Below are 19,772 nucleotides of genomic sequence, written 5' to 3' on the forward strand. Positions count from 1 at the left end.
TTTAATTAAAATAATCTTTCATGAAAATCCTCAATTTTGCTTACCTCTTCTATTTTAATCCCGAATTTTTTCTTCGGTAATTTGTTCAGATTAGAAATGAAAATCTTTTCGTAGCCCAATTTCTCCGCTTCGGTAATTCTCTGTTCCGCCTGTGCAATCGGACGGATTTCGCCACTTAAACCAATTTCTCCCGCAAAACAATAATGTTCGGAAATGGCAATATCTTCATTGGATGAAAGAATGGAAGCGACAACCGCTAAATCTAAAGCCGGATCATCGGTTTTTATTCCGCCGGTAATATTTAAGAAAACGTCTTTTGCTCCTAACTGAAAACCTGCTCTTTTTTCCAGAACTGCAAGAAGCATATTCAGTCTTTTGGCATCAAAACCGGTGGAACTTCTCTGCGGTGTTCCGTAAACTGCGGTACTTACCAAAGCCTGAATTTCCAACAGCATCGGACGGTTTCCTTCCAGAGTCACGGCTACAGAATTTCCGGAAAGTTCTTCGAATTTTTTGGTGATTAAAATTTCCGATGGATTTTTAATTTCCTTTAAACCCTGAGAAATCATTTCATAAATCCCGATCTCGGAAGTGGATCCGAAACGGTTTTTGTTGGCTCTCAATAATCTGAAAAGATGATTTCTGTCGCCGTCGAAATTCAAAACCACATCCACCATGTGTTCCAGAACTTTCGGTCCTGCAATTTGTCCGTCTTTCGTGATGTGACCGACCAAAAATACAGGAACATTGTTTTCTTTGGCGTATTTAATAATCTCATTGGAGCATTCGCGGATCTGGGAAACCGTTCCCGGCGAACTTTCAATCAGTTGTGACTGCAATGTCTGAATGGAATCGATAATCACAAAGTCGGGCTCCAGTTTTTTAGCTTCATGAAGAATTTTTTCCAGATTAGTTTCTGTGAATAAAAAACAGTTTGGATTTTGGATGTCAGTCAGACGGTCGGCTCTCATTTTAATTTGAGAAGCACTTTCTTCCCCCGAAACATAGAAGACCTTTTTTTTCATTTTCAAAGCCAATTGAAGGAGCAGGGTAGACTTACCGATTCCTGGTTCTCCACCGATCAGCGTAACAGATCCTAAAACAATTCCGCCTCCCAAAACCCGGTTGAGCTCTTCGGAAGGTGTTTTTATTCTCGGTTCTTCATTGGTTTCAACTTCTACGATATTGATGACGTGCTGTTTTGTTTTTGAAAAAGGCGGAGTCTTGTGTGAAGTAGTTTTTTCCACCACTTCTTCCACCAAGGTATTCCATTGTCCGCAGTTTTTGCATTGTCCCATCCATTGGGAATACTGGGTTCCGCAGTTCTGACAGAAATATGCTGTTTTGAGTTTTGCCATACTGCGAAGTTCAAAATTTTTTTTGAATTTTTCTTTCGAATTTTAATTAATTTTCGGCTATGAAAAATATTTTTTTGAGTTTGCTGGTTTTTGTGGTAATGTCACTTTTGCATGCTCAGTTTACAGAATGGACGGTGAGATTTCTAAGTTTGCCCGGTGGAGACTTTGGAATGTATTCTTATTTTATTTTGATCTTTTGTTCTGTAATTACTGCAATCGGTTTGCTGACTGTGATTATTTTTAGAAAAAGTTATCATTCAATTTTTAGGATCGCTATTTTATTTGAAGCTATTTATTTGTTATTTTTAATCATTTCAGGGAATAATCCTTTTGCCTATTTTACCAATTCGAGTAATGAAAATCTTTTGATGATCATGATGTATCTGAATTCTTTTTTTGTTTTACTGATGATGTTTTTAATAGATAGATTATATTCAAAAATAAATTTAGCAAAATCAAAAAATAACATAGATCAATAGTTCGTTGTTATAAGTAACTTACCTTTGTACAACAATTAATTCAAAATATTATACAATGAAAAAATTACTTTTAACCTTTGTATTTACATTACTAAGTGTTTTCAGTTTTGCGCAGACAGACTGGGCGGTAGATCCGATGCATTCTTCTGTTAATTTCAACATCAAACATATGGGAATCAGCTTTGTGCAGGGAAGATTTGATAAGTTTGACGGGAAGGCTTCCACAAAAGGCAATACTTTAGAAAATGCAGACCTGAATTTTACAGTTGAGGTAAACACCATTAATACAGGGGTTGAAATGAGAGATAAGCATTTGAAAAGCGAAGACTTTTTCAGTGCAGAAAAATATCCGACGATGAGTTTTGTAACGACGTCTATGAAAAAGGATAAAAATAATACCTACACTCTAAAAGGGAAATTAACCATAAAAGACGTAACCAGAGATATCTCTGTTCCGGTAACTTTCGGTGGAATAGCGAAAAATCAACAGGGAAAAGAAGTGATGGGTTTCCAGACAAGTTTTACCATAAACCGTTTGGATTACGATATTAAATATGATCCTACTGGAACTGGAGTTGCTAAAGAAGTAGATGTTAATCTGTATTTTGAAATGGTAAAAATATAATTTGTACAATTATAAATATTAATAGAAGGTTTTCAGTTTTGGAAACCTTTTTTATTGGATAATCGCAAAGACGCAAGACTTTATAAACTAAATTGTTTTTATGGCGCAAGAAAATCAAAGATTTTCAATTAAGACTAATGAAAAATATTGACTGTTAAATTTTATCAAAGATAAAATCCTTGCGCCTTGTACATGGTACGCATGTAATAATAAACCTTTGTGGCTTTGCGATTATCCAAAACAAAATTTAAAATTCTAAAATGAAATTGCTTTGTATTTCTTTTTCCCCTAACTTTGCACAAACCTAATCTAATGAGTAAAAAGAATACAAAGTACATCTTTGTGACAGGAGGTGTAACTTCATCTTTGGGAAAGGGAATCGTTTCAGCTTCTCTTGGACTTCTACTAAAATCGCGTGGCTTCAACGTAACTATTCAAAAGCTTGATCCTTATATTAATATTGATCCGGGAACTTTGAATCCTTATGAACACGGAGAATGCTACGTAACCGAAGATGGCGCGGAGACGGATCTGGATTTAGGTCACTATGAGCGTTATCTTGATGCGCCGACTTCCCAAAACAACAACGTTACGACAGGGAAAATTTACCAGACGGTGATCGAAAAGGAAAGAAAAGGAGATTTCCTTGGAAAAACAGTTCAGGTAATTCCTCATATTACGAACGAAATCAAACGCAGAATTAAAATTTTATCCAAACAGAACTACGATATTATCATTACAGAAATCGGCGGAACCGTGGGAGATATAGAATCTTTGCCTTACATTGAAACAGTTCGTCAGTTGAAATGGGAACTGGGTGAGAAAAATTCTATGGTAATTCACCTTACTTTGTTGCCTTATCTGGCTTCCAGCGGAGAATTAAAAACAAAACCTTCTCAACATTCTGTTCGTCAGTTAATGGAGAGCGGAATTATGGCGGATGTTTTGGTTTGCCGTACAGAACATAAGATTCCGAAAGATCAGAGAGCAAAACTGGCTCAGTTCTGTAACGTTCCTTTGGATAACGTGATCGAATGTAAAGATCTTGAAACGATCTATGAAGTTCCGATGTATCTTCAGAAACAAAACTTTGATGATGTGGTTCTTAAAGAATTAGATCTGAAAAGTGATAAAGAAGCGGATCTTAAAGACTGGAAGTCATTCCTTAAAAAATTCCAGAATCCTAAAAAATCTGTTGAAATTGCGTTGGTTGGAAAATACGTTTCTCTTCAGGATTCATATATTTCCATTGCTGAGGCTTTCAAACATGCCGGAGCAGATCTTGAAACGGAAGTGAAGGTGAGATGGGTTTATAGTGGAGATTTAACCTCTGAAAATATTAAAGAAACTTTATCCGGAGTTAGTGGAATTTTGGTTGCACCGGGTTTTGGCGACAGAGGAATTGAAGGAAAAGTTCTTACAGCTCAATATGCAAGAGAAAATAAAATTCCGATGTTGGGAATTTGTTTAGGAATGCAGATTATGACGATTGAATTTGCAAGAAATGTTTTAGGGTACACTAAAGCGAACTCTATGGAATTCGATACTTCTACGGAGCATCCTGTAATTTCTTTAATGGAAGAACAGAAAAATGTAGTAGATAAAGGAGGAACAATGCGTCTTGGAGCATGGAAATGTTCTTTGAAAAACGGTTCTAAATTAAACGAAATCTACGGAGCAAAAAATATTACGGAAAGACACCGTCACAGATATGAATTCAACAGTGATTATATTGGAGAATTTGAGAAAAACGGTTTTTTAGCTACAGGAACAAACCCTGAAACCGGATTGGTGGAAGCGTTGGAAATGCCGGATCATCCTTTTTATGTAGGAGTTCAGTATCACCCGGAATACAAAAGTACGGTTGCAACACCGCATCCTTTATTCAGAGCTTTTATTAAAGCCTGTACTTCAAAATAAAGTAATTTAAAAATTACAAACGTCATAAATAAACTCAGACTGATTATTCTCAGCCTGAGTTTATTATATAGTAATGCATTAAAGAATAGAGTTTTGATAAAAAAACAGTATTTTTGTCGACTCGAAAATGTATAGCGTTTACTATATATTATTTAATAGGTAAAATTTTAATTAAAATAAAATGCAACAGAACAACGGACTCGATAAAAGTCAGATTATTAGTTTTGCGGTTTTATGCTTAGTTCTTTTCGGTTTCATGTTTTATTTCCAAAACAAGCAATCAAAGGAAGATGCAGTAAAAGCTCAGCAGCAGAAAACTGAACAGGCTAAAAATGCCGTAAAACAGACTCAGGCAACCAATATCAATCCAAATGTAACTCCCGGTTCAATTCAGACGGCAACTCTGGCGAATAATGAATTGAAAATTGAATTCAACAGTTTAGGAGGGCAGGTTTCTAAAGTGGAACTTGCAAAATACAAAGCATACGATCATAAAACAGATAATGCAGATCTTCCGCTTTACCTGATCACGAAAAATAACTCCAACTATGGTTTTCAGTTTAAAGATAAAACGGGAAAAATTATCAATACTAAAGATTTAGTTTTTGCTCCTGTTGTCAATGGAAATGTTGCTACGCTAACAGCAAATTATAATGGTGCAACCATTCAGTTTGTATATTCATTAAACAATAATCCAAAAGCAGAACTGAAAGATCAGTATGCTTTAGATTTTAAAGTAAGAACTCAGGGACTTGCTAAAATTACTTCCGACAATAAGGCAGACTTCATTTGGGATTACAGCGTAAGAAACCTTGAAAAGGGTAGAGCGCAGGAACAGTCTCACTCAGAATTCTCATATGCTTTCAATAATTATAAAGATTATGAGTACGATGGAAGAACAACGATGGATGAAGACAAAGAAACGCTTAACTGGATTGGAGTTAAACAGCAGTTCTTCGCTTCTGTAATTGAATCTAAAACAGGTTTTACCCAAAGTAAAGGAAATCAGGAAGCCATTGAAGAAGGAGAGTATCTGAAAAAACTAAACTATGAAGGTTTTGTTCAGATGACCGGAAGCGAACTGAATCAGGATTTCACTTGGTACTTTATGCCTTTGGATTTACCATTATTAAAAACATATGATAAAAACTTTGATGAAATTCTTCCTCTAGGATGGTCTTTCATCGGATGGATGAACCGTTATTTCTTTATGTGGCTTTACAGTATAATTGCTGGTTGGGGATTATCTGCAGGTTGGGTAATTTTCTTAATGACAATTATTGTGAAGTTAATCTTATCGCCAATTATGTACAAACAGCACAAATTAAGCGCGATGATGAGAGTAATCCGTCCGGAAATTGATGAGGTAAATGCTAAATTCAAGGATGCAGATCCGATGAAAAAGCAGCAGGCTACGATGGAGGTTTATCGAAAAGCGGGAGTTAATCAGATGGCCGGATGTTTGCCGGCGTTGGTGCAAATTCCTATTTTCTATGCGTTATTCCGTTTCTTCCCGAACTTTATTGATCTTAGAGGTAAAGGATTCTGGTTTGCAAAAGATTTAACGGCTTATGATGATTTGATAAAATTGCCTTTTAAAGTTCCTTTCCTTGGAGACCATTTAAGTGTTTTCGCTTTGGCTTGTACCGTGGTGATCTTAATTTACACCGTAATGACTTCAGGAAATATGCAGCAGCCACAACAGGAAGGTATGCCAAATATGAAGGTCCTAATGTACATCTTCCCGGTTACCTTCTTATTCTTCCTGAATACTTCAGCATCCGGTCTTTCCTGGTATTATTTCGTATCGAATGCAATTAACATTTTAATAATCCTTGTTATTAAATATGTAATTCTGGATGAGAAAAAGATACATGCGCAGATTCAGGCGAATAAGGAAAAGCCTAAAACGGAAGGGAAGTTCCAGAAGAGAATGAGAGAAATGATGGAGAAAGCTCAGGAGCAGCAAAACGTGCAACAGCAGCAGAGAAAGAAAAAATAAAATTTTCTATAATACGAAAAAAAGAGAGGTAAATTTAATTTTGCCTCTCTTTTTTACTTCAAATATTCAATTTTAGTCATATTTCAACCTGAAAGACTGTCTGTGATATTTAGTCGGTCCGAATTTTATCAGAGCTTCCTGATGTTTTTTAGTGGCATAGCCAAAATTTGTGTTCCAGCCATATTCGGGATGCTCTTCATGAAGTTCGATCATTAATTTGTCTCTGTAATTTTTTGCTAAAATAGAAGCCGCAGCAATAGACAATACTTTAGAATCTCCTTTGATAATACATTCATGAGGAATAAAATTATAAGGATGAAATCTATTCCCATCGACTAAAATCAGTTCCGGTCTCATTGTTAATTTATCTAAAGCCTGATGCATAGCATGGATACTTGCATTCAGTATATTGTGCTGGTCTATAAAAGCAGGAGAAAGTTCTGCAACTGCGTAATCTTTAACATTATCTTTGATGTAGCTGTCAAGATCCATTCTTGTCTTAAAATTTAACTTTTTGGAATCGTTAACCAAATTTTGGTTAAAATTTTCATCCAAAATCACTGCGGCAGCTACTACAGGTCCGGATAAACAGCCACGACCTACTTCATCACACCCTGCTTCAACATAAAAAACCGACCATTTTTTTATTAAATCCATAATTTTCGCTATTTCACCCAAGTAAAATCATGCAATATTAAAGATTTTTAACAAAATATTTGGTTACTTTAAGAAAGTTTTACATATTTGCAAATAATAAAAAATAATCAATTTAAATATGAAGAAATTAACAGCAAGTGTTCTACTTGTAGTTTTATCATCTTCTTTTGCTATGGTAAAAGCGCAAAATGGTGATACTCTAAGAACACAGAAAATTGAAGAAGTAGTTGTTACTGGCGCATTGGGTATTAAAAAGAGAGCAGATGAATTTACTGCTAGTAATAAAGTTGTTGGTTCTGCGGAACTTAATCAAGCAGCTAACCCTAATGCTGCTCAAGCTCTAATTGGTAAAGTTGGTGGTTTACAGATTAATACAACAAATAATTCAGTAGACTCTTCAACTAGAATAGTTTTAAGAGGTCCAAGATCTATAACTGGTAATAATCAAGCTTTAATTGTAATTGATAACGTAATATCAAGTTCAGCAGTATTCCAGCAGTTGCCTCCGGAAATAATTGAAAATGTAAACGTTATAAAAGGTCCAGCAGGATCTGCTTTGTATGGTGAAAAAGGTTCAAATGGGGTGATAATTGTTACCACTAAGCGTGGGGCAAAATCTGAGAAAATTCAGTTTAATATAACATCTTCTGTAGATATTTCTTCTGTATATAAATTACCTATTACACAAAATAGATATGGTAATGGAATTCAAGATGCAACATACGGAAGTCAAGATTATGGAGGAACAAATTATGTTCCGTGGGAAAATACCTCTTGGGGACCTGCATTTTCTTCCTCTTTAGGTGGACAAATGGTTGCTTCCGGACTGCCAAATGCAGATGGTACTTTTGTAATGACTCCTTATCAATATAATAAAGATAACATAGGAAAGTTTTTTAAGAATGGGGTTATTATGCAGAATGGTGTTTCAATGAATGTTGGAGGTCCTGATTCTTATGCGTTCTTATCCATCAACAGAACTGAAAATGATTTCATGGTTGAAGGCGATAAACTTAAAAGAAATTCAATCCTTTTTAAGGGCGGAAAGAAGTTTGGGAAATTACGAATTGATGGGAATTTTAACTTAATTGATCAAAGAACAACACAGACTGATTCTAATTTATACGATGATTTAATTCAAACACCTAATACTGTTAATGTAAGAGATTTTAGGGATAGGGGGCTTGAAGGACATTGGACAGCATATGCACAGAATCCATATTGGACTATAGCGAATGTTAGGGATAACAGACAATCTACTTATTTGAATGCTATCATTGGTGTTGAATATGCATTTACAGATCATATTAGTTTATCATATAATGGTAACCTTAATACTTCAGCTTCTACTGGTACAAGTTATAATAATGGATTTGCTTTTGAAACTATTTATGATAATACTGGCACAGGTATAGACGGTTTAGGATTACATGATTTTGGTCAAACGGATATAAGATCAAATTTTTTCCAAAGTACTAGCAGAACAAGAAATTATTACGGAGACTTAATGTTGAACTTCAATTATGAGTTATCAAGTGATTTTGGTTTAAAGGCTAATTTAGGAAATAATATTCAGGATAACTATAATACATATAATCAGGTTGGAGGATATGATCTTCAGACTCCTGGATTCTATAACATTAATAATGTTTTAACTCCTGAGAAATTTTATAATTTATCGAACGGATTCATTAGAAATAGATCTTTTGCTGTTTTCGCTAACGTGGATTTATCATTCAAAGATTATTTATTTTTAAATGCAACTTACAGATATGAAAAAAGTTCTGTAACTTCAGATTATAAAATTCCAGATAATAACAGAGGATATTCTTATTATTCAGCTGGGCTATCATTCATTGCTACCAAAGCATTCCCATCAATTAAAAATGATATACTTAACTATGCTAAATTGACAGGAGCTTATACAAGAACAGGAAATACATCAAATGTTGCTCCTTACGCAATTGATCAAATAGGAGTTTTCCCTACAGGTTACCCATTTAACTCCTTATCTTCATATATATTTGCAACGTCGAAAACGTCAAGAGATGTAAAACCTGAATATCCTGAAACTTTTGAAGCAGGATTAAATTTAGGTTTATTTAAAGACAGGATCACTATTGAGGCTTCAGCTTATCATACTAAAACAGCTGATCTGATCACATTCGGAAATGTTTCTAATGCGTCTGGTATCGCAAGATTGCAAGATAATGTTGGAGATATGACTAATAGAGGGTTTGATGTTGATTTAGGTTTGATTCCTATTAAAACTTCTGATTTCGAATGGAGATTGGGAGGGTCATTTACCACTTATAAAACAAAAGTTACTGATTTGGGAGAAGGAATTGATGAGGTTAACTTGCTAAGTTATTCATCCCCAGCTGTAGGTATTTTTGCTATAAAAGGACAAGAAAGCCAAATGATTAAAGGTACAAAATATCAAAGAGATCCAAATGGAAATATAATTGTTGGTGCAAATGGAGTACCTTTGACAACTTCTACTTTTGAAGTATTAGGAAAAGTAAATCCTGATTATATTATTGGAATGACTACCTCAATTCGGTATAAAGGCTTTACATTATCTGGTGTAGCTGATTACAGAACTGGTAATAGTTTTGTTTCAATTACAAAAAGATTATTAGGCTTTACTGGTGGATTAGAGAAAACGGCAGAATTTGACAGATCGCAAGGATATATAGTTCCAGGTTCTGTTCAAAACACTGGTACTGCTGCAAACCCTATTTATACACCTAATACTACACCTGTTTTAGGTCTTAATAATTATACTGGAGTTACTAACTATTTTACAGGTGCATATCTTTCAACAGGTGAGGAATTTGTAGTAGATGGAACAGCATTGAAAGTAAGAGAAATTGCACTTAGCTATAAAATTCCTTCTTCAGTGCTAAGTAATACATTTATTAACAGTATGACATTGGGTGTTTACGCAAGAAATCCTTTTGTTATATATGCAAAAGATAATAGAAACTATGCAGATCCAGAAACTTCAAGTACTACAGGAAATGCTGCTGGTGTAGCACTTACAGGACAATATCCGACTGCGAGAAACTTTGGTTTCAACATTAATGTAACTTTTTAAAAAAAATTGAAAATGAAAAAATTTAAGATAATTGTATCCTTATTGTTAATAGGTGCAATGACCACATCTTGTAATGATTACTTAGATGTAAACGAAAACCCTAACCAAATTCACGAAGATGCACTTTCTCCTCAGTTAGTATTTCCAGGAGCTGTTTCACAGATTTACAGAACACAAGCAAACACTATGATGCAATTCGGTAATGTGATGATGAATAGCTGGGCAGGTAATTCTTATGTTTTTGGTAGTCCATTTGCGAAAGAATATACACTGAGTGCTGTTGATAACTCTTTTTACAATGGTATTTGGAATGGAATTTATCTAAATGTTAATAACTTTGTATATATAGAAAACATTGCTAATGCTGATCATAAATATGATAACTATGTAGCTATGGCAAAAATTATGAAAGCTTATTATTTACAAACAATAGTAGATTTATACGGAGATATACCATATTCAGAAGCTTTCAAAGGACAAGATAATCTTACTCCCAAATATGATAATGACGAGACAGTTTATCAAAGTTTATATAAAAATTTAGAAGAAGCTACAACATTAATACAAGCAGGAAACCCTGCAGCTTTGGTGCCTACTTCTGATGATATTGTTTTTCAAGGTAATATGACCAATTGGAATTCATTTGCTAATAGTGTTAAATTAAGAATGTTGCTAAGAATGAGTAAAGTAACAGGCACAATGGCAACATTTAGAGATCAAAAGTTAGCAGCCTTGAGTTCTGCAATTAATTCAGGACAAAGTTTTATATCAGTTGATGTATTGGAGAATCCAGGTTATTCACCTTCTTCAGATGATAATATGAATCCATTTTTCTTAACTTGGAGAATAAATTCAGCGGCAAGTGCTCCTCAAAATTATAGCTTAATTACAGTTTCTGAGCATATGGCTGTATCTTTAAACGGTAATCCAAATTCATTTTCTGAGTCTTATTATCAGAAATTCAATGCTCTTCCAGATCCAAGAAGATCTAGATTATTTACTACCGTTGCTTATACAGGTTTACCAGCGGGATCTTTGAAAGGGGTAAGACAAGGTGCAACACCTGGACAGCCTGGAGCTCCTTCAGATCTTACAACAGTGTCTAGATTAGCGAGTGGTAACTTTTCAGGTGCAGCTGCATTGTCGCTTACTTCTGGTAATAGAGGCGGAGTTATAATGTCTTTAGCTGAGAGTAAATTTTTACAAGCGGAAGCAGCACTTAGATATCCTTCGTTATTTTCTGGTGCTCAAACAGCATTCAATGCAGGAATTAATGCTTCAGCTGTATGGCTAGGTCTTACTGCTACTAATATGACTTCATATATTAATAATGCCAATACAAGACCAGGACTTGGTTGGACTGGTACTGATGCTCAAAAACTTGAAGCCATTATGACACAAAAATGGATAGCTTTAACTAACGTTAATCCTACAGAAATGTTTATTGAGTATAATAGAACAGGTTTCCCAATCACACCATTGGCTACCAGTGCTTCTATGCCGAATAAACCTTACAGATTAATTTATCCTGTTTCTGAATATGTAGGAAATTCAGCAAATGTTCCAAACATTACTAGCGCGGAAGCATTTACTAAAAATTCAAAAACTCCATTCTGGAATCAAAACTAATCTTTTGGTAAGATTATAATACAAAACCGCCTTCGGGCGGTTTTTTTATTTCCAAGTGTTAAAATTTATTTTTTCTGAAAAATAAATATATGTCACGCATTATATTTATTTTTTATTTTAATAGATATTTTTTTTAATTAATATTCTAAATAATTCATTATCAGTTATTAAAGATATTTGTTCATAAAGTTTTTTAGTTTACTTAATATCACTTCTTTTTTTAATAAATAATAAAATTTGATGTAATTATTGTTAATGATATTTGTTAATTTTATTGGTTTTAACTTTTTTTTATTAAATTATTTTGATTTATTAATGAGATTATTTGACTGAATGTTAAATTTAGCTAATTTTATTTTGTACTGAATATAAAATTTCACATATTTGTGATTAGCAAATATAATTTGATATGAAGAAATTAACAGCAGGAATACTAATACTGGTATTATCCTCATCTCTAGCTGTGTCAAATGCTCAGCAAAAGAAGAATGATACCGTAAGAACACAAGAAATTGAAGGTGTGGTCGTAACTGCACTCGGTATTAAAAGAGACAAAAAATCATTAGGTTATTCTACTCAGCAAATCAAAGCTGATGCGATTACCGACGGTGTCAATACAGGTAATATTGCCAATCAGCTAGTTGGTAAAGCAGCAGGTCTGAATGTTTCAACAACAACCAACTTTGGAGGTTCTGCCAATATTGTAATCAGAGGAAATAAATCAATTGTCTCTAATAATCAGGCATTGATCGTTATTGATGGGGTTCCTATTGACAACAGAAATAACTTTAGCGAGAGGTATGACTATGGTAATAACCTTTCCGACATCAATCAGGCAGATATCGAAAGTGTTAACGTTTTGAAAGGTGCTGCAGCTTCGGCACTTTATGGTGAGCGTGCAGGAAATGGAGTTATCTTAATTACAACTAAAAAAGGGCGATCAAGAAACGGAAGAGTAGGAATTACACTTTCTTCTGAAATCCAAGTGGGCGCTATTGATAGAAATACTTTTGCAAAATATCAGGATAAATATGGAGCCGGTTATGGTCAGTATTTTGATGAAGACGCAGCTGGTAATTTATATGCTCCTTTTTATGATGACGCTTCTTTAGGGAACGCATTTAATCCTAATTTGATGGTTTACCAGTGGGATTCCTATGATCCTAATTCTCCTAATTTTGGAAAAGCGTATGCTTGGCAGGCTGCAAAACATACTCCCGCAGATTTTTTTGAAACCGCTACCAATTACGTAAATACAGTAAGTTTAGAATCTGGTAATAATGATTCAAATATCTTGGTGAATTATACAAACTTCCTTTCAAATGGTGTACTTCCGAATTCCGAGCAGAAAAAAAATACTATCTCTGCAAAGTTCAACCATAAATTCAATGATAAATTTGATGTTACTACCTATGCTTCCCTTACATTACAGGATACCAAAGGAAGAAACTCAACAGGATACGGAGATAATATTATCACAGGATTCAGACAATGGTGGCAGAATAACGTAGACATTTACTCTCTAAGAGACGCTTATTCTAACTCAGGAGGACAGAATATTACCTGGAACAGAGTAAGTGCTGATGACGGAAGTCCAAAGTACTGGAATAACCCATATTTTGACAGATACCAGAATTATCAGACAGATAAAAGAAACAGATTCTTTGGATATTTGATGCTGAATTATAAAGTGACTCCTGATTTAACCATTACAGGAAGAATGTCATCAGATACCTATGATCAGAAAAATGAAACAAGAAAGCAATTAGGAAGTATGCCTGAATCCTTCGGATTGTCTGGCAAATCTGTTTCTTCGGGATATGAACTTGAAAATATCCGTTCTTCAGAGATTAACTTTGATGTGTATGGTGCTTATAATAAAAAGTTTGATGATTTAAGTGTAACAGGGTTATTAGGGACTAGTTACAGAAGAAACTACATTGAAGCGGTTAGAAACTCTACAGAAGGAGGATTAATTTTACCAAACGTTTGGGCACTTAACAACACAGCAGAAGCTCCGTTACCTGCACAGGAAGATCTGGCTAAAAATGTAACAATGGGAGCTTATGCACAGGCGTCATTAGGTTATAAAGACACTTATTTTGTAGAAGGTTCTTATCGTGTTGATAAATCTTCCAACCTTGCTCAGAACAGTAATGTGTATGGCTATCCATCGGTATCTGCATCAGTAATACTTTCAAATCTTATTAATCAGGATTGGCTTTCATTCTTAAAGCTTAGAGGAAATTATGCTAAAGTAGGTAAGTCTACAGACAATTACAGATTGTTCGACCAATATACCATCTTAGGCATTTTCGGTAAAATTCCTATGGTAAGTGCAAATACTGTGAAAAATAACCCTAATCTAAAGCCTGAATCCTCAAATGAATATGAATTTGGTTTAGAAGGAAGCTTCCTTAAAAACAGAATAGGTTTTGACGTGGCTTATTACGACACCCGAACAATTAACCAGATTGTTAGAGCAGATGTTTCCAACTCGACAGGGTATGCTTCTCAATGGTTGAATGCAGGAGAAATCCAAAATAAAGGGATCGAAGTATCTTTAAACTTAACACCTTTTAAATCGAAAAATTTCTCTTGGGATATAAATCTGAACTGGTCTAAAAACAAAAGCAGTGTACTTAAGTTAACCGAAGGATTAGATAATTTATTGCTGCAAAGTGTGCAGGGAGAAGTTTCTTATAATGCATTTGTAGGACAGCCTTTCGGAATTATTAAAGGAACAGATTATGTATACCTGAATGGTCAGCCGGTTGTAGAAGACGGAGTATATGCTAGAGCTGAAGATCAGGTTATTGGAAATATTAATCCGGATTGGATTGGTGGTATAAGAAATACAATCAGTTATAAAGGAGTAAGTTTAAGCTTCCTGATCGATGGACAGAAAGGGGGAGATATTTTCTCAACCGACCTTTATTATGGTTTAGGAACGGGAATTTATCCGGAAACCGCTTTTCCGGACAGAAACAATGTTATTTTAGCAGGGGTAAATCCTGACGGAACTCCTAATACAACTCCGATTCCTTTAGCAGATACAGGAGAATTGATGGGAGGAATTTCTGTAATGCCGGCAAAAGCATTCATCTATGATGCTTCTTTCATCAAATTAAGAGAAGCTTCTTTAACCTTCAATTTACCAAAAGACTGGTACAGCGGAACATTTATCAACGATATGAAGTTCTCTATCATCGGAAGAAACCTCTGGATTATTCACAAGAACTTACCTTACGCAGATCCGGAATCAGGATTAAGAGCAGGTTTGCTTTCAAGAGGCTATTCAGTAGGGGCAATGCCTACCGTAAGAACTTTCGGATTTAATTTTACAGCTAAATTTTAAAAAAAATTCATGAAAAAAATATTTTTAATTATAGGAAGCGCTTTGTTGATGTTAACATCTTGTGAAGACATAGAATCCTTAAACGTCGATCCTAAAGCACCCGTCGATAATCCGCCAAGTGGATATCTTTTCTCATCAGGCGTAGTTACTGGACTAAACCAGATGAATACTTTGAATGTTAACAGAAGTATATTCAGACACTTAACGCAACAGCTTGCCGATGTTACCTACAGAGAAGGAACAAGATATTCTTTCAGAAGGAGAGATGTTGCAGATGCGCATTGGAATCAGCTATTTTACGCTTTGAATTCTCTTAATAAATCTAAAGAAATTATTGCCACAGAAACTCTGGATGCTAAAGTGAAAGCAAACAGATTGGCAATGATTGATGCGATGCAGGTTTATTTCTTTCAGATTTTGGTAGACAGCTACGGAAATGTTCCTTATTCTCAGGCTCTACAGATTGAGCAGTTTCTTTCTCCAAAATATGATGACGGAAAAACAATTTATCAGGATCTTATTAAAAGAATCAATGCAGATATCAGCGCATTGGATAACAGTGCCGCAGGATTTGGATCTGATGATGTGGTGTATGGAGGAGATTTGTTTAAATGGAGAAAATTCATGAATTCTCTTAAGCTAAAACTGGGAATGAATTTAGCAGATGTAGATGCATCACTTGCAAAAAGTACGGTAGAATCAGCTTACAGTGCGGGAGTTTTTTCTTCCAATACAGACAGCGCAATCATTCAGTACCAGTCAACAGGATTGTTTACCTCTCCTTTATATGAAGATCTTGTACTTTCCGGAAGGGTAGATTTCTGTGCAACAAACCTTATTGTCAACTATCTGAAAACCAATAATGATCCGAGAATTTCCAAGTATTTTACAACTGCTTTAAGCGGACCAAATGCCGGACAATATGTAGGAGGAACTTTTGGATTAAATCCTTCTGCGGCTCAGACTTTATCTTTAATTAATCCGTCAATATCTGTTGCCAACGGATTGGGGTATCTAGCAGATTATGTAGAAATAGAATTTTTATTGGCTGAAGCAGCAGCAAGAGGATATTCTGTAGGTTCAATAGCAACTCACTTTGATGCCGGAATCGGAGCATCTATGGATCACTGGAAAGTTAGCGCTACAGATAAAGCAGCATATTTAGCCACACACAATTATGCAGTACAGTCAACAACAGGTAATCCTTGGAAAAAAATTATCGGGGATGAAGCTTGGATTGCAATGTACAACAGAGGATTTGAAGCGTGGACGTTCAACAGAAGATTAGACAACAGAACTTATACGCCGACTCCGCCTGTAAGAGTTTTATACCCAATCAAAGAATACTCAATCAACAGTTCAAATGTAGCAGCTGCTTCCACAGCAATTGGTGGAGACGAGCAGACGACCAAAATATTTTGGGATGTAAATTAATACTCAAAATAGTTAATCATTCATATTTATTCCGCCTTCGGGCGGTTTTTTTATTTCCGTATATTTGCAGAGCAGAAAAAGACTCATTCGTTTTTTAAATAACAGACAATGAATATTAAAAATATAATAGAAGAAAAACTTTCGGAGGTTATTTTAAATGTGTTTCAGTTGAAAGACATTACTCTGGAAGTTCAGGAAAATAAAACAGAATTTGAAGGAGATTTTACGATTGTTACTTTCCCTTTGGTAAAGCAATTGAAGAAAAATCCGGAAAGTATCGGCGTAGAATTGGGAGAAGCTTTAACAGAAAAGACCGATTTACTGGAAAGTTTTAATGTGGTAAAAGGCTTCCTTAATATTAAAATCAGAAATCAGTTTTTCGTAGACAATTTTACATCTGTTTATAATGGTTTCGACATTATAGAAAAGAAAAATGCGACGGTTATGGTAGAATATTCTTCTCCAAATACCAATAAGCCCCTTCACTTAGGACACGTAAGAAATAACTTATTAGGTTTTTCCGTTGCTCAGATCTTGAAAGAAGCGGGATATGATGTCATTAAAACGCAGATCATCAACGACAGAGGAATTCATATCTGTAAATCCATGCTGGCTTGGGAGAAATTCGGGAAGAACGAAACTCCGGAATCTACCAATACAAAAGGAGATCATTTCGTCGGAAAATATTATGTGGAGTTTGATAAGGAATTGAAAAATCAGACCAATACGATCTTCAATGATTTCAGAATAAATAAATTTGATCAGTTTGACACTCCTAAAAAAGAGGAAGTTAAAGCATTAAACGAAAAAATAAATACTCTTGAAACTAAGAAAAAAGAATTGCTTCAGACAGTAGATATTTCTGAACTTTCTGCATTGCATGAAAAGTTCGAAGAAAAGTTCAAAGAAGCTTTAAATAATGATTCTTTGATTTCTGCTGTTCCTAAAAAACTTGAGGAAATCATTTCCAAAAAGAATAAGGAAGAAAATATTTCTGACGAAAAAGAACTGGAAACCATTAAATCTCAGACCAAAGTTTTTCAGAGTATTTTTAAAGAAGTATTGGAAGCTGAAGGCAAGCTCGAAGCTGAAAAGTCCAATCTGAAAGAGATCTGTAAACCGGTAACTGAAATCATGAAAGAAGCGCAACAGATGCTTCTGGACTGGGAAAACGGTGACGAAAAAGTAAGAAACCTATGGAACGAGATGAACTCTTGGGTTTACAAAGGATTCAACGAAACATACAACAGATTGGGCGTAGATTTCGATCAGGTTCAGTATGAAAGCAACACGTATATTTTAGGAAAAGATTTGATTCAGGAAGGTCTGGAGAAAGGAGTGCTGTATCAGAAAGAAGACGGCTCTGTATGGTGCGATCTTACCGATGAAGGTCTGGATCAGAAATTACTGCTTCGTTCGGATGGAACTTCCGTGTATATGACACAGGATTTGGGAACTGCGGTAGAACGTTTTAAGCAGAATGATATTCAGAAACTGATTTATACCGTTGGAAACGAGCAGGATTACCATTTCCAGGTTTTGTTTAAAATTTTAGGAAAATTAGGATATTCCTGGGCAGACCAGTTGTATCATTTGTCTTACGGAATGGTTGAACTTCCGAACGGAAAAATGAAATCGCGTGAAGGAACCGTAGTGGATGCAGATGATTTAATGCAGGAAATGTATAAGGAAGCAAAAGCAATTACCACTGAATTAGGAAAACTGGAAGGTCTTACCGACGAAGAAAAAGAAGCCTCTTACGAAATTATCGGGCAGGCTGCATTAAAATATTTCATGCTGAAAGTTGATCCTAAGAAAAAAATGCTGTTCAATCCGGATGAAAGTGTAGAATTTGCAGGAAATACAGGACCTTTCGTTTTATATACTTATGCGCGTATTCAATCGGTATTATCTAAAGCTAATTTTGAATTTAAAGCGACTTCAGATCTGGCTTTGAATGAATATGAAAAAGAACTTATTATGCTTTTGTCCAATTACAAAGGTACGGTAGAGAAAGCAGCAGAATTATTAAGTCCGGCATTCTTAGCCAATTATGTATATGATTTGGTAAAAGCTTACAATTCATTCTATCAGAGCAATCCGATTATCAGTCAGGAAGACGAAAATCTGAAACAGTTCCGATTGAATTTGTCAGATCTTACGGCAAAAACCATAAAAAAATCATTAGGCTTACTCGGAATAAAAACCGTAAACAGAATGTAAAAATAAAACCTTCAGAACGCTGCTCTGAAGGTTTTTTATTTTAAGCTTTTTCAGCATTCATTTTCTCTTTTAAACTGTCTTCATACAATTTCGCATCGCTCCATTTTGCGTGTTTCGATGGTAAAATGGTATATCCTTTTTTATAGGCGTAAACTTTCGTGTATTCCGCGCCAAAGAAAATCAGCATACAGGAATAATTAATCCACATCATGATCAGGATCACGGTTCCTGCAGCTCCGAAAGCGGAAGTAGGTTTCGTGGTCCCGAAATAAAGACTCAGTAAAAATTTACCCAGAGTAAATAATATCGCCGTTAGAAAAGCTCCGTTCCAAACGGGTTTCCAACGCATTCTTACATCAGGAAGAATTTTAAACATCAATGCAAAAAGCAACATGACAATGGCAAAACCGATTCCGAAATTCACAAGCTGAACAATAAGATAAGTTTCCAGTCCAAAATAATTCGTAATCCAGTTATTCAGAATGCTGATCATTGAAGAAAGCACCATTGTAATCATCAGTAAAAAACCAATAATCAGAATCATTCCCAAAGAGTTGGCTCTGTCCATTAAAAATTTCACGAATGCTTTCTTAGGAGTTGCCTGAACATCCCACAAATTATTAAGCGAGTGCTGAAGCTGAAAGAACAGGGTAGTGGAACCAAAAACCAAGGAACCGACTCCCACAGCTTTCATAAAAATATTTTCTTTGTCAATTAAAGCTCCTGCAATCATATCCTGAATGCTTTTTGCAACATCATTTCCCATGATTCCGCTGATCTGATTGGTAATTTCTCCGCGAATAGCTTCCTCTCCAAAGAAATACCCTGCAATCCAGATGATGATAATTAAAAGCCCGGGAATTGAAAAAATAGCGTAATAGGCAAGACTTGCGGCATCACTTGAAGCCGAAGAATTATTCCATTGTCTGAATGATTCTTTTAATGTTTCCCAGAAAAATTTTAATTGTTCGATCATTGATGGTTTGG

12 protein-coding genes are annotated in these 19,772 nt (G+C 35.0%); 9 read left to right on the forward strand and 3 right to left on the reverse strand.

Annotation, left to right across the window (positions count from 1 at the left end; translation table 11 throughout):
* Nucleotides 1–5 precede the first annotated feature (5 nt).
* Nucleotides 6–1,358: a DNA repair protein RadA gene (gene radA / locus H6W52_RS02565; RefSeq protein WP_076390791.1), complete on the reverse strand. Its 1,353-nt coding sequence runs from the start codon at nucleotides 1,356–1,358 to the stop codon at nucleotides 6–8.
* A gap of 59 nt (nucleotides 1,359–1,417) precedes the next feature.
* Between radA and H6W52_RS02570 the strand changes: the two genes are divergently transcribed.
* The 4 genes from H6W52_RS02570 (at nucleotide 1,418) to yidC (ending at nucleotide 6,384) form a co-directional block, all read left to right on the forward strand.
* Nucleotides 1,418–1,837 (forward strand): hypothetical protein, encoded by a 420-nt coding sequence (locus H6W52_RS02570; protein ID WP_116097083.1) that lies wholly within the window; start codon nucleotides 1,418–1,420, stop codon nucleotides 1,835–1,837.
* A 55-nt stretch (nucleotides 1,838–1,892) separates the two neighbouring features.
* Nucleotides 1,893–2,462: a YceI family protein gene (locus H6W52_RS02575; RefSeq protein ID WP_116097085.1), complete on the forward strand. Its 570-nt coding sequence runs from the start codon at nucleotides 1,893–1,895 to the stop codon at nucleotides 2,460–2,462.
* Between the two features lie 312 nt (nucleotides 2,463–2,774).
* Nucleotides 2,775–4,382 carry a CTP synthase gene (locus tag H6W52_RS02580; RefSeq protein ID WP_116097087.1) on the forward strand — a complete coding sequence of 536 codons (1,608 nt, stop codon included), beginning with the start codon at nucleotides 2,775–2,777 and terminating at the stop codon, nucleotides 4,380–4,382.
* A 181-nt stretch (nucleotides 4,383–4,563) separates the two neighbouring features.
* The gene (yidC, locus tag H6W52_RS02585; protein WP_116097089.1) at nucleotides 4,564–6,384 is read left to right on the forward strand and encodes a membrane protein insertase YidC; all 1,821 of its coding nucleotides are present in this window, start codon (nucleotides 4,564–4,566) and stop codon (nucleotides 6,382–6,384) included.
* A 72-nt stretch (nucleotides 6,385–6,456) separates the two neighbouring features.
* Here yidC and H6W52_RS02590 read toward each other — a convergent pair whose 3' ends face one another.
* Nucleotides 6,457–7,041 (reverse strand): ribonuclease HII, encoded by a 585-nt coding sequence (locus H6W52_RS02590; protein ID WP_116097091.1) that lies wholly within the window; start codon nucleotides 7,039–7,041, stop codon nucleotides 6,457–6,459.
* Nucleotides 7,042–7,159: 118 nt separating this feature from the next.
* Between H6W52_RS02590 and H6W52_RS02595 the strand changes: the two genes are divergently transcribed.
* The 5 genes from H6W52_RS02595 (at nucleotide 7,160) to argS (ending at nucleotide 18,785) form a co-directional block, all read left to right on the forward strand.
* Nucleotides 7,160–10,141, forward strand: a complete 2,982-nt coding sequence (locus H6W52_RS02595; protein ID WP_116097093.1) for a SusC/RagA family TonB-linked outer membrane protein — start codon at nucleotides 7,160–7,162, stop codon at nucleotides 10,139–10,141.
* Nucleotides 10,142–10,153: 12 nt separating this feature from the next.
* Nucleotides 10,154–11,770: a SusD/RagB family nutrient-binding outer membrane lipoprotein gene (locus H6W52_RS02600; RefSeq protein WP_116097095.1), complete on the forward strand. Its 1,617-nt coding sequence runs from the start codon at nucleotides 10,154–10,156 to the stop codon at nucleotides 11,768–11,770.
* A gap of 409 nt (nucleotides 11,771–12,179) precedes the next feature.
* The gene (locus H6W52_RS02605; protein ID WP_116097097.1) at nucleotides 12,180–15,128 is read left to right on the forward strand and encodes a SusC/RagA family TonB-linked outer membrane protein; all 2,949 of its coding nucleotides are present in this window, start codon (nucleotides 12,180–12,182) and stop codon (nucleotides 15,126–15,128) included.
* Between the two features lie 9 nt (nucleotides 15,129–15,137).
* Complete coding sequence (locus tag H6W52_RS02610) at nucleotides 15,138–16,562, forward strand: SusD/RagB family nutrient-binding outer membrane lipoprotein (RefSeq protein WP_116097099.1); 1,425 nt, start codon at nucleotides 15,138–15,140, stop codon at nucleotides 16,560–16,562.
* Between the two features lie 108 nt (nucleotides 16,563–16,670).
* Nucleotides 16,671–18,785: an arginine--tRNA ligase gene (gene argS, locus H6W52_RS02615; protein WP_116097101.1), complete on the forward strand. Its 2,115-nt coding sequence runs from the start codon at nucleotides 16,671–16,673 to the stop codon at nucleotides 18,783–18,785.
* A gap of 40 nt (nucleotides 18,786–18,825) precedes the next feature.
* Here the strand turns inward: argS and H6W52_RS02620 are convergent, their stop codons facing one another.
* The gene (locus H6W52_RS02620; protein ID WP_087707242.1) at nucleotides 18,826–19,761 is read right to left on the reverse strand and encodes a YihY/virulence factor BrkB family protein; all 936 of its coding nucleotides are present in this window, start codon (nucleotides 19,759–19,761) and stop codon (nucleotides 18,826–18,828) included.
* Nucleotides 19,762–19,772: the final 11 nt, after the last annotated feature.

Origin of the sequence: Chryseobacterium sp. C2(2020) (assembly GCF_014218915.1) — a bacterium.
Lineage (GTDB): Bacteria > Bacteroidota > Bacteroidia > Flavobacteriales > Weeksellaceae > Chryseobacterium > Chryseobacterium mucoviscidosis.

What these genes read in the sequence shown, in the direction of transcription:
- radA (WP_076390791.1), bottom strand. Translation starts at nt 1,358, where the DNA reads ATGGCAAAACTCAAAACAGCATATTTCTGTCAGAACTGCGGAACCCAG.
- H6W52_RS02570 (WP_116097083.1), top strand. Translation starts at nt 1,418, where the DNA reads ATGAAAAATATTTTTTTGAGTTTGCTGGTTTTTGTGGTAATGTCACTT.
- H6W52_RS02575 (WP_116097085.1), top strand. Translation starts at nt 1,893, where the DNA reads ATGAAAAAATTACTTTTAACCTTTGTATTTACATTACTAAGTGTTTTC.
- H6W52_RS02580 (WP_116097087.1), top strand. Translation starts at nt 2,775, where the DNA reads ATGAGTAAAAAGAATACAAAGTACATCTTTGTGACAGGAGGTGTAACT.
- yidC (WP_116097089.1), top strand. Translation starts at nt 4,564, where the DNA reads ATGCAACAGAACAACGGACTCGATAAAAGTCAGATTATTAGTTTTGCG.
- H6W52_RS02590 (WP_116097091.1), bottom strand. Translation starts at nt 7,041, where the DNA reads ATGGATTTAATAAAAAAATGGTCGGTTTTTTATGTTGAAGCAGGGTGT.
- H6W52_RS02595 (WP_116097093.1), top strand. Translation starts at nt 7,160, where the DNA reads ATGAAGAAATTAACAGCAAGTGTTCTACTTGTAGTTTTATCATCTTCT.
- H6W52_RS02600 (WP_116097095.1), top strand. Translation starts at nt 10,154, where the DNA reads ATGAAAAAATTTAAGATAATTGTATCCTTATTGTTAATAGGTGCAATG.
- H6W52_RS02605 (WP_116097097.1), top strand. Translation starts at nt 12,180, where the DNA reads ATGAAGAAATTAACAGCAGGAATACTAATACTGGTATTATCCTCATCT.
- H6W52_RS02610 (WP_116097099.1), top strand. Translation starts at nt 15,138, where the DNA reads ATGAAAAAAATATTTTTAATTATAGGAAGCGCTTTGTTGATGTTAACA.
- argS (WP_116097101.1), top strand. Translation starts at nt 16,671, where the DNA reads ATGAATATTAAAAATATAATAGAAGAAAAACTTTCGGAGGTTATTTTA.
- H6W52_RS02620 (WP_087707242.1), bottom strand. Translation starts at nt 19,761, where the DNA reads ATGATCGAACAATTAAAATTTTTCTGGGAAACATTAAAAGAATCATTC.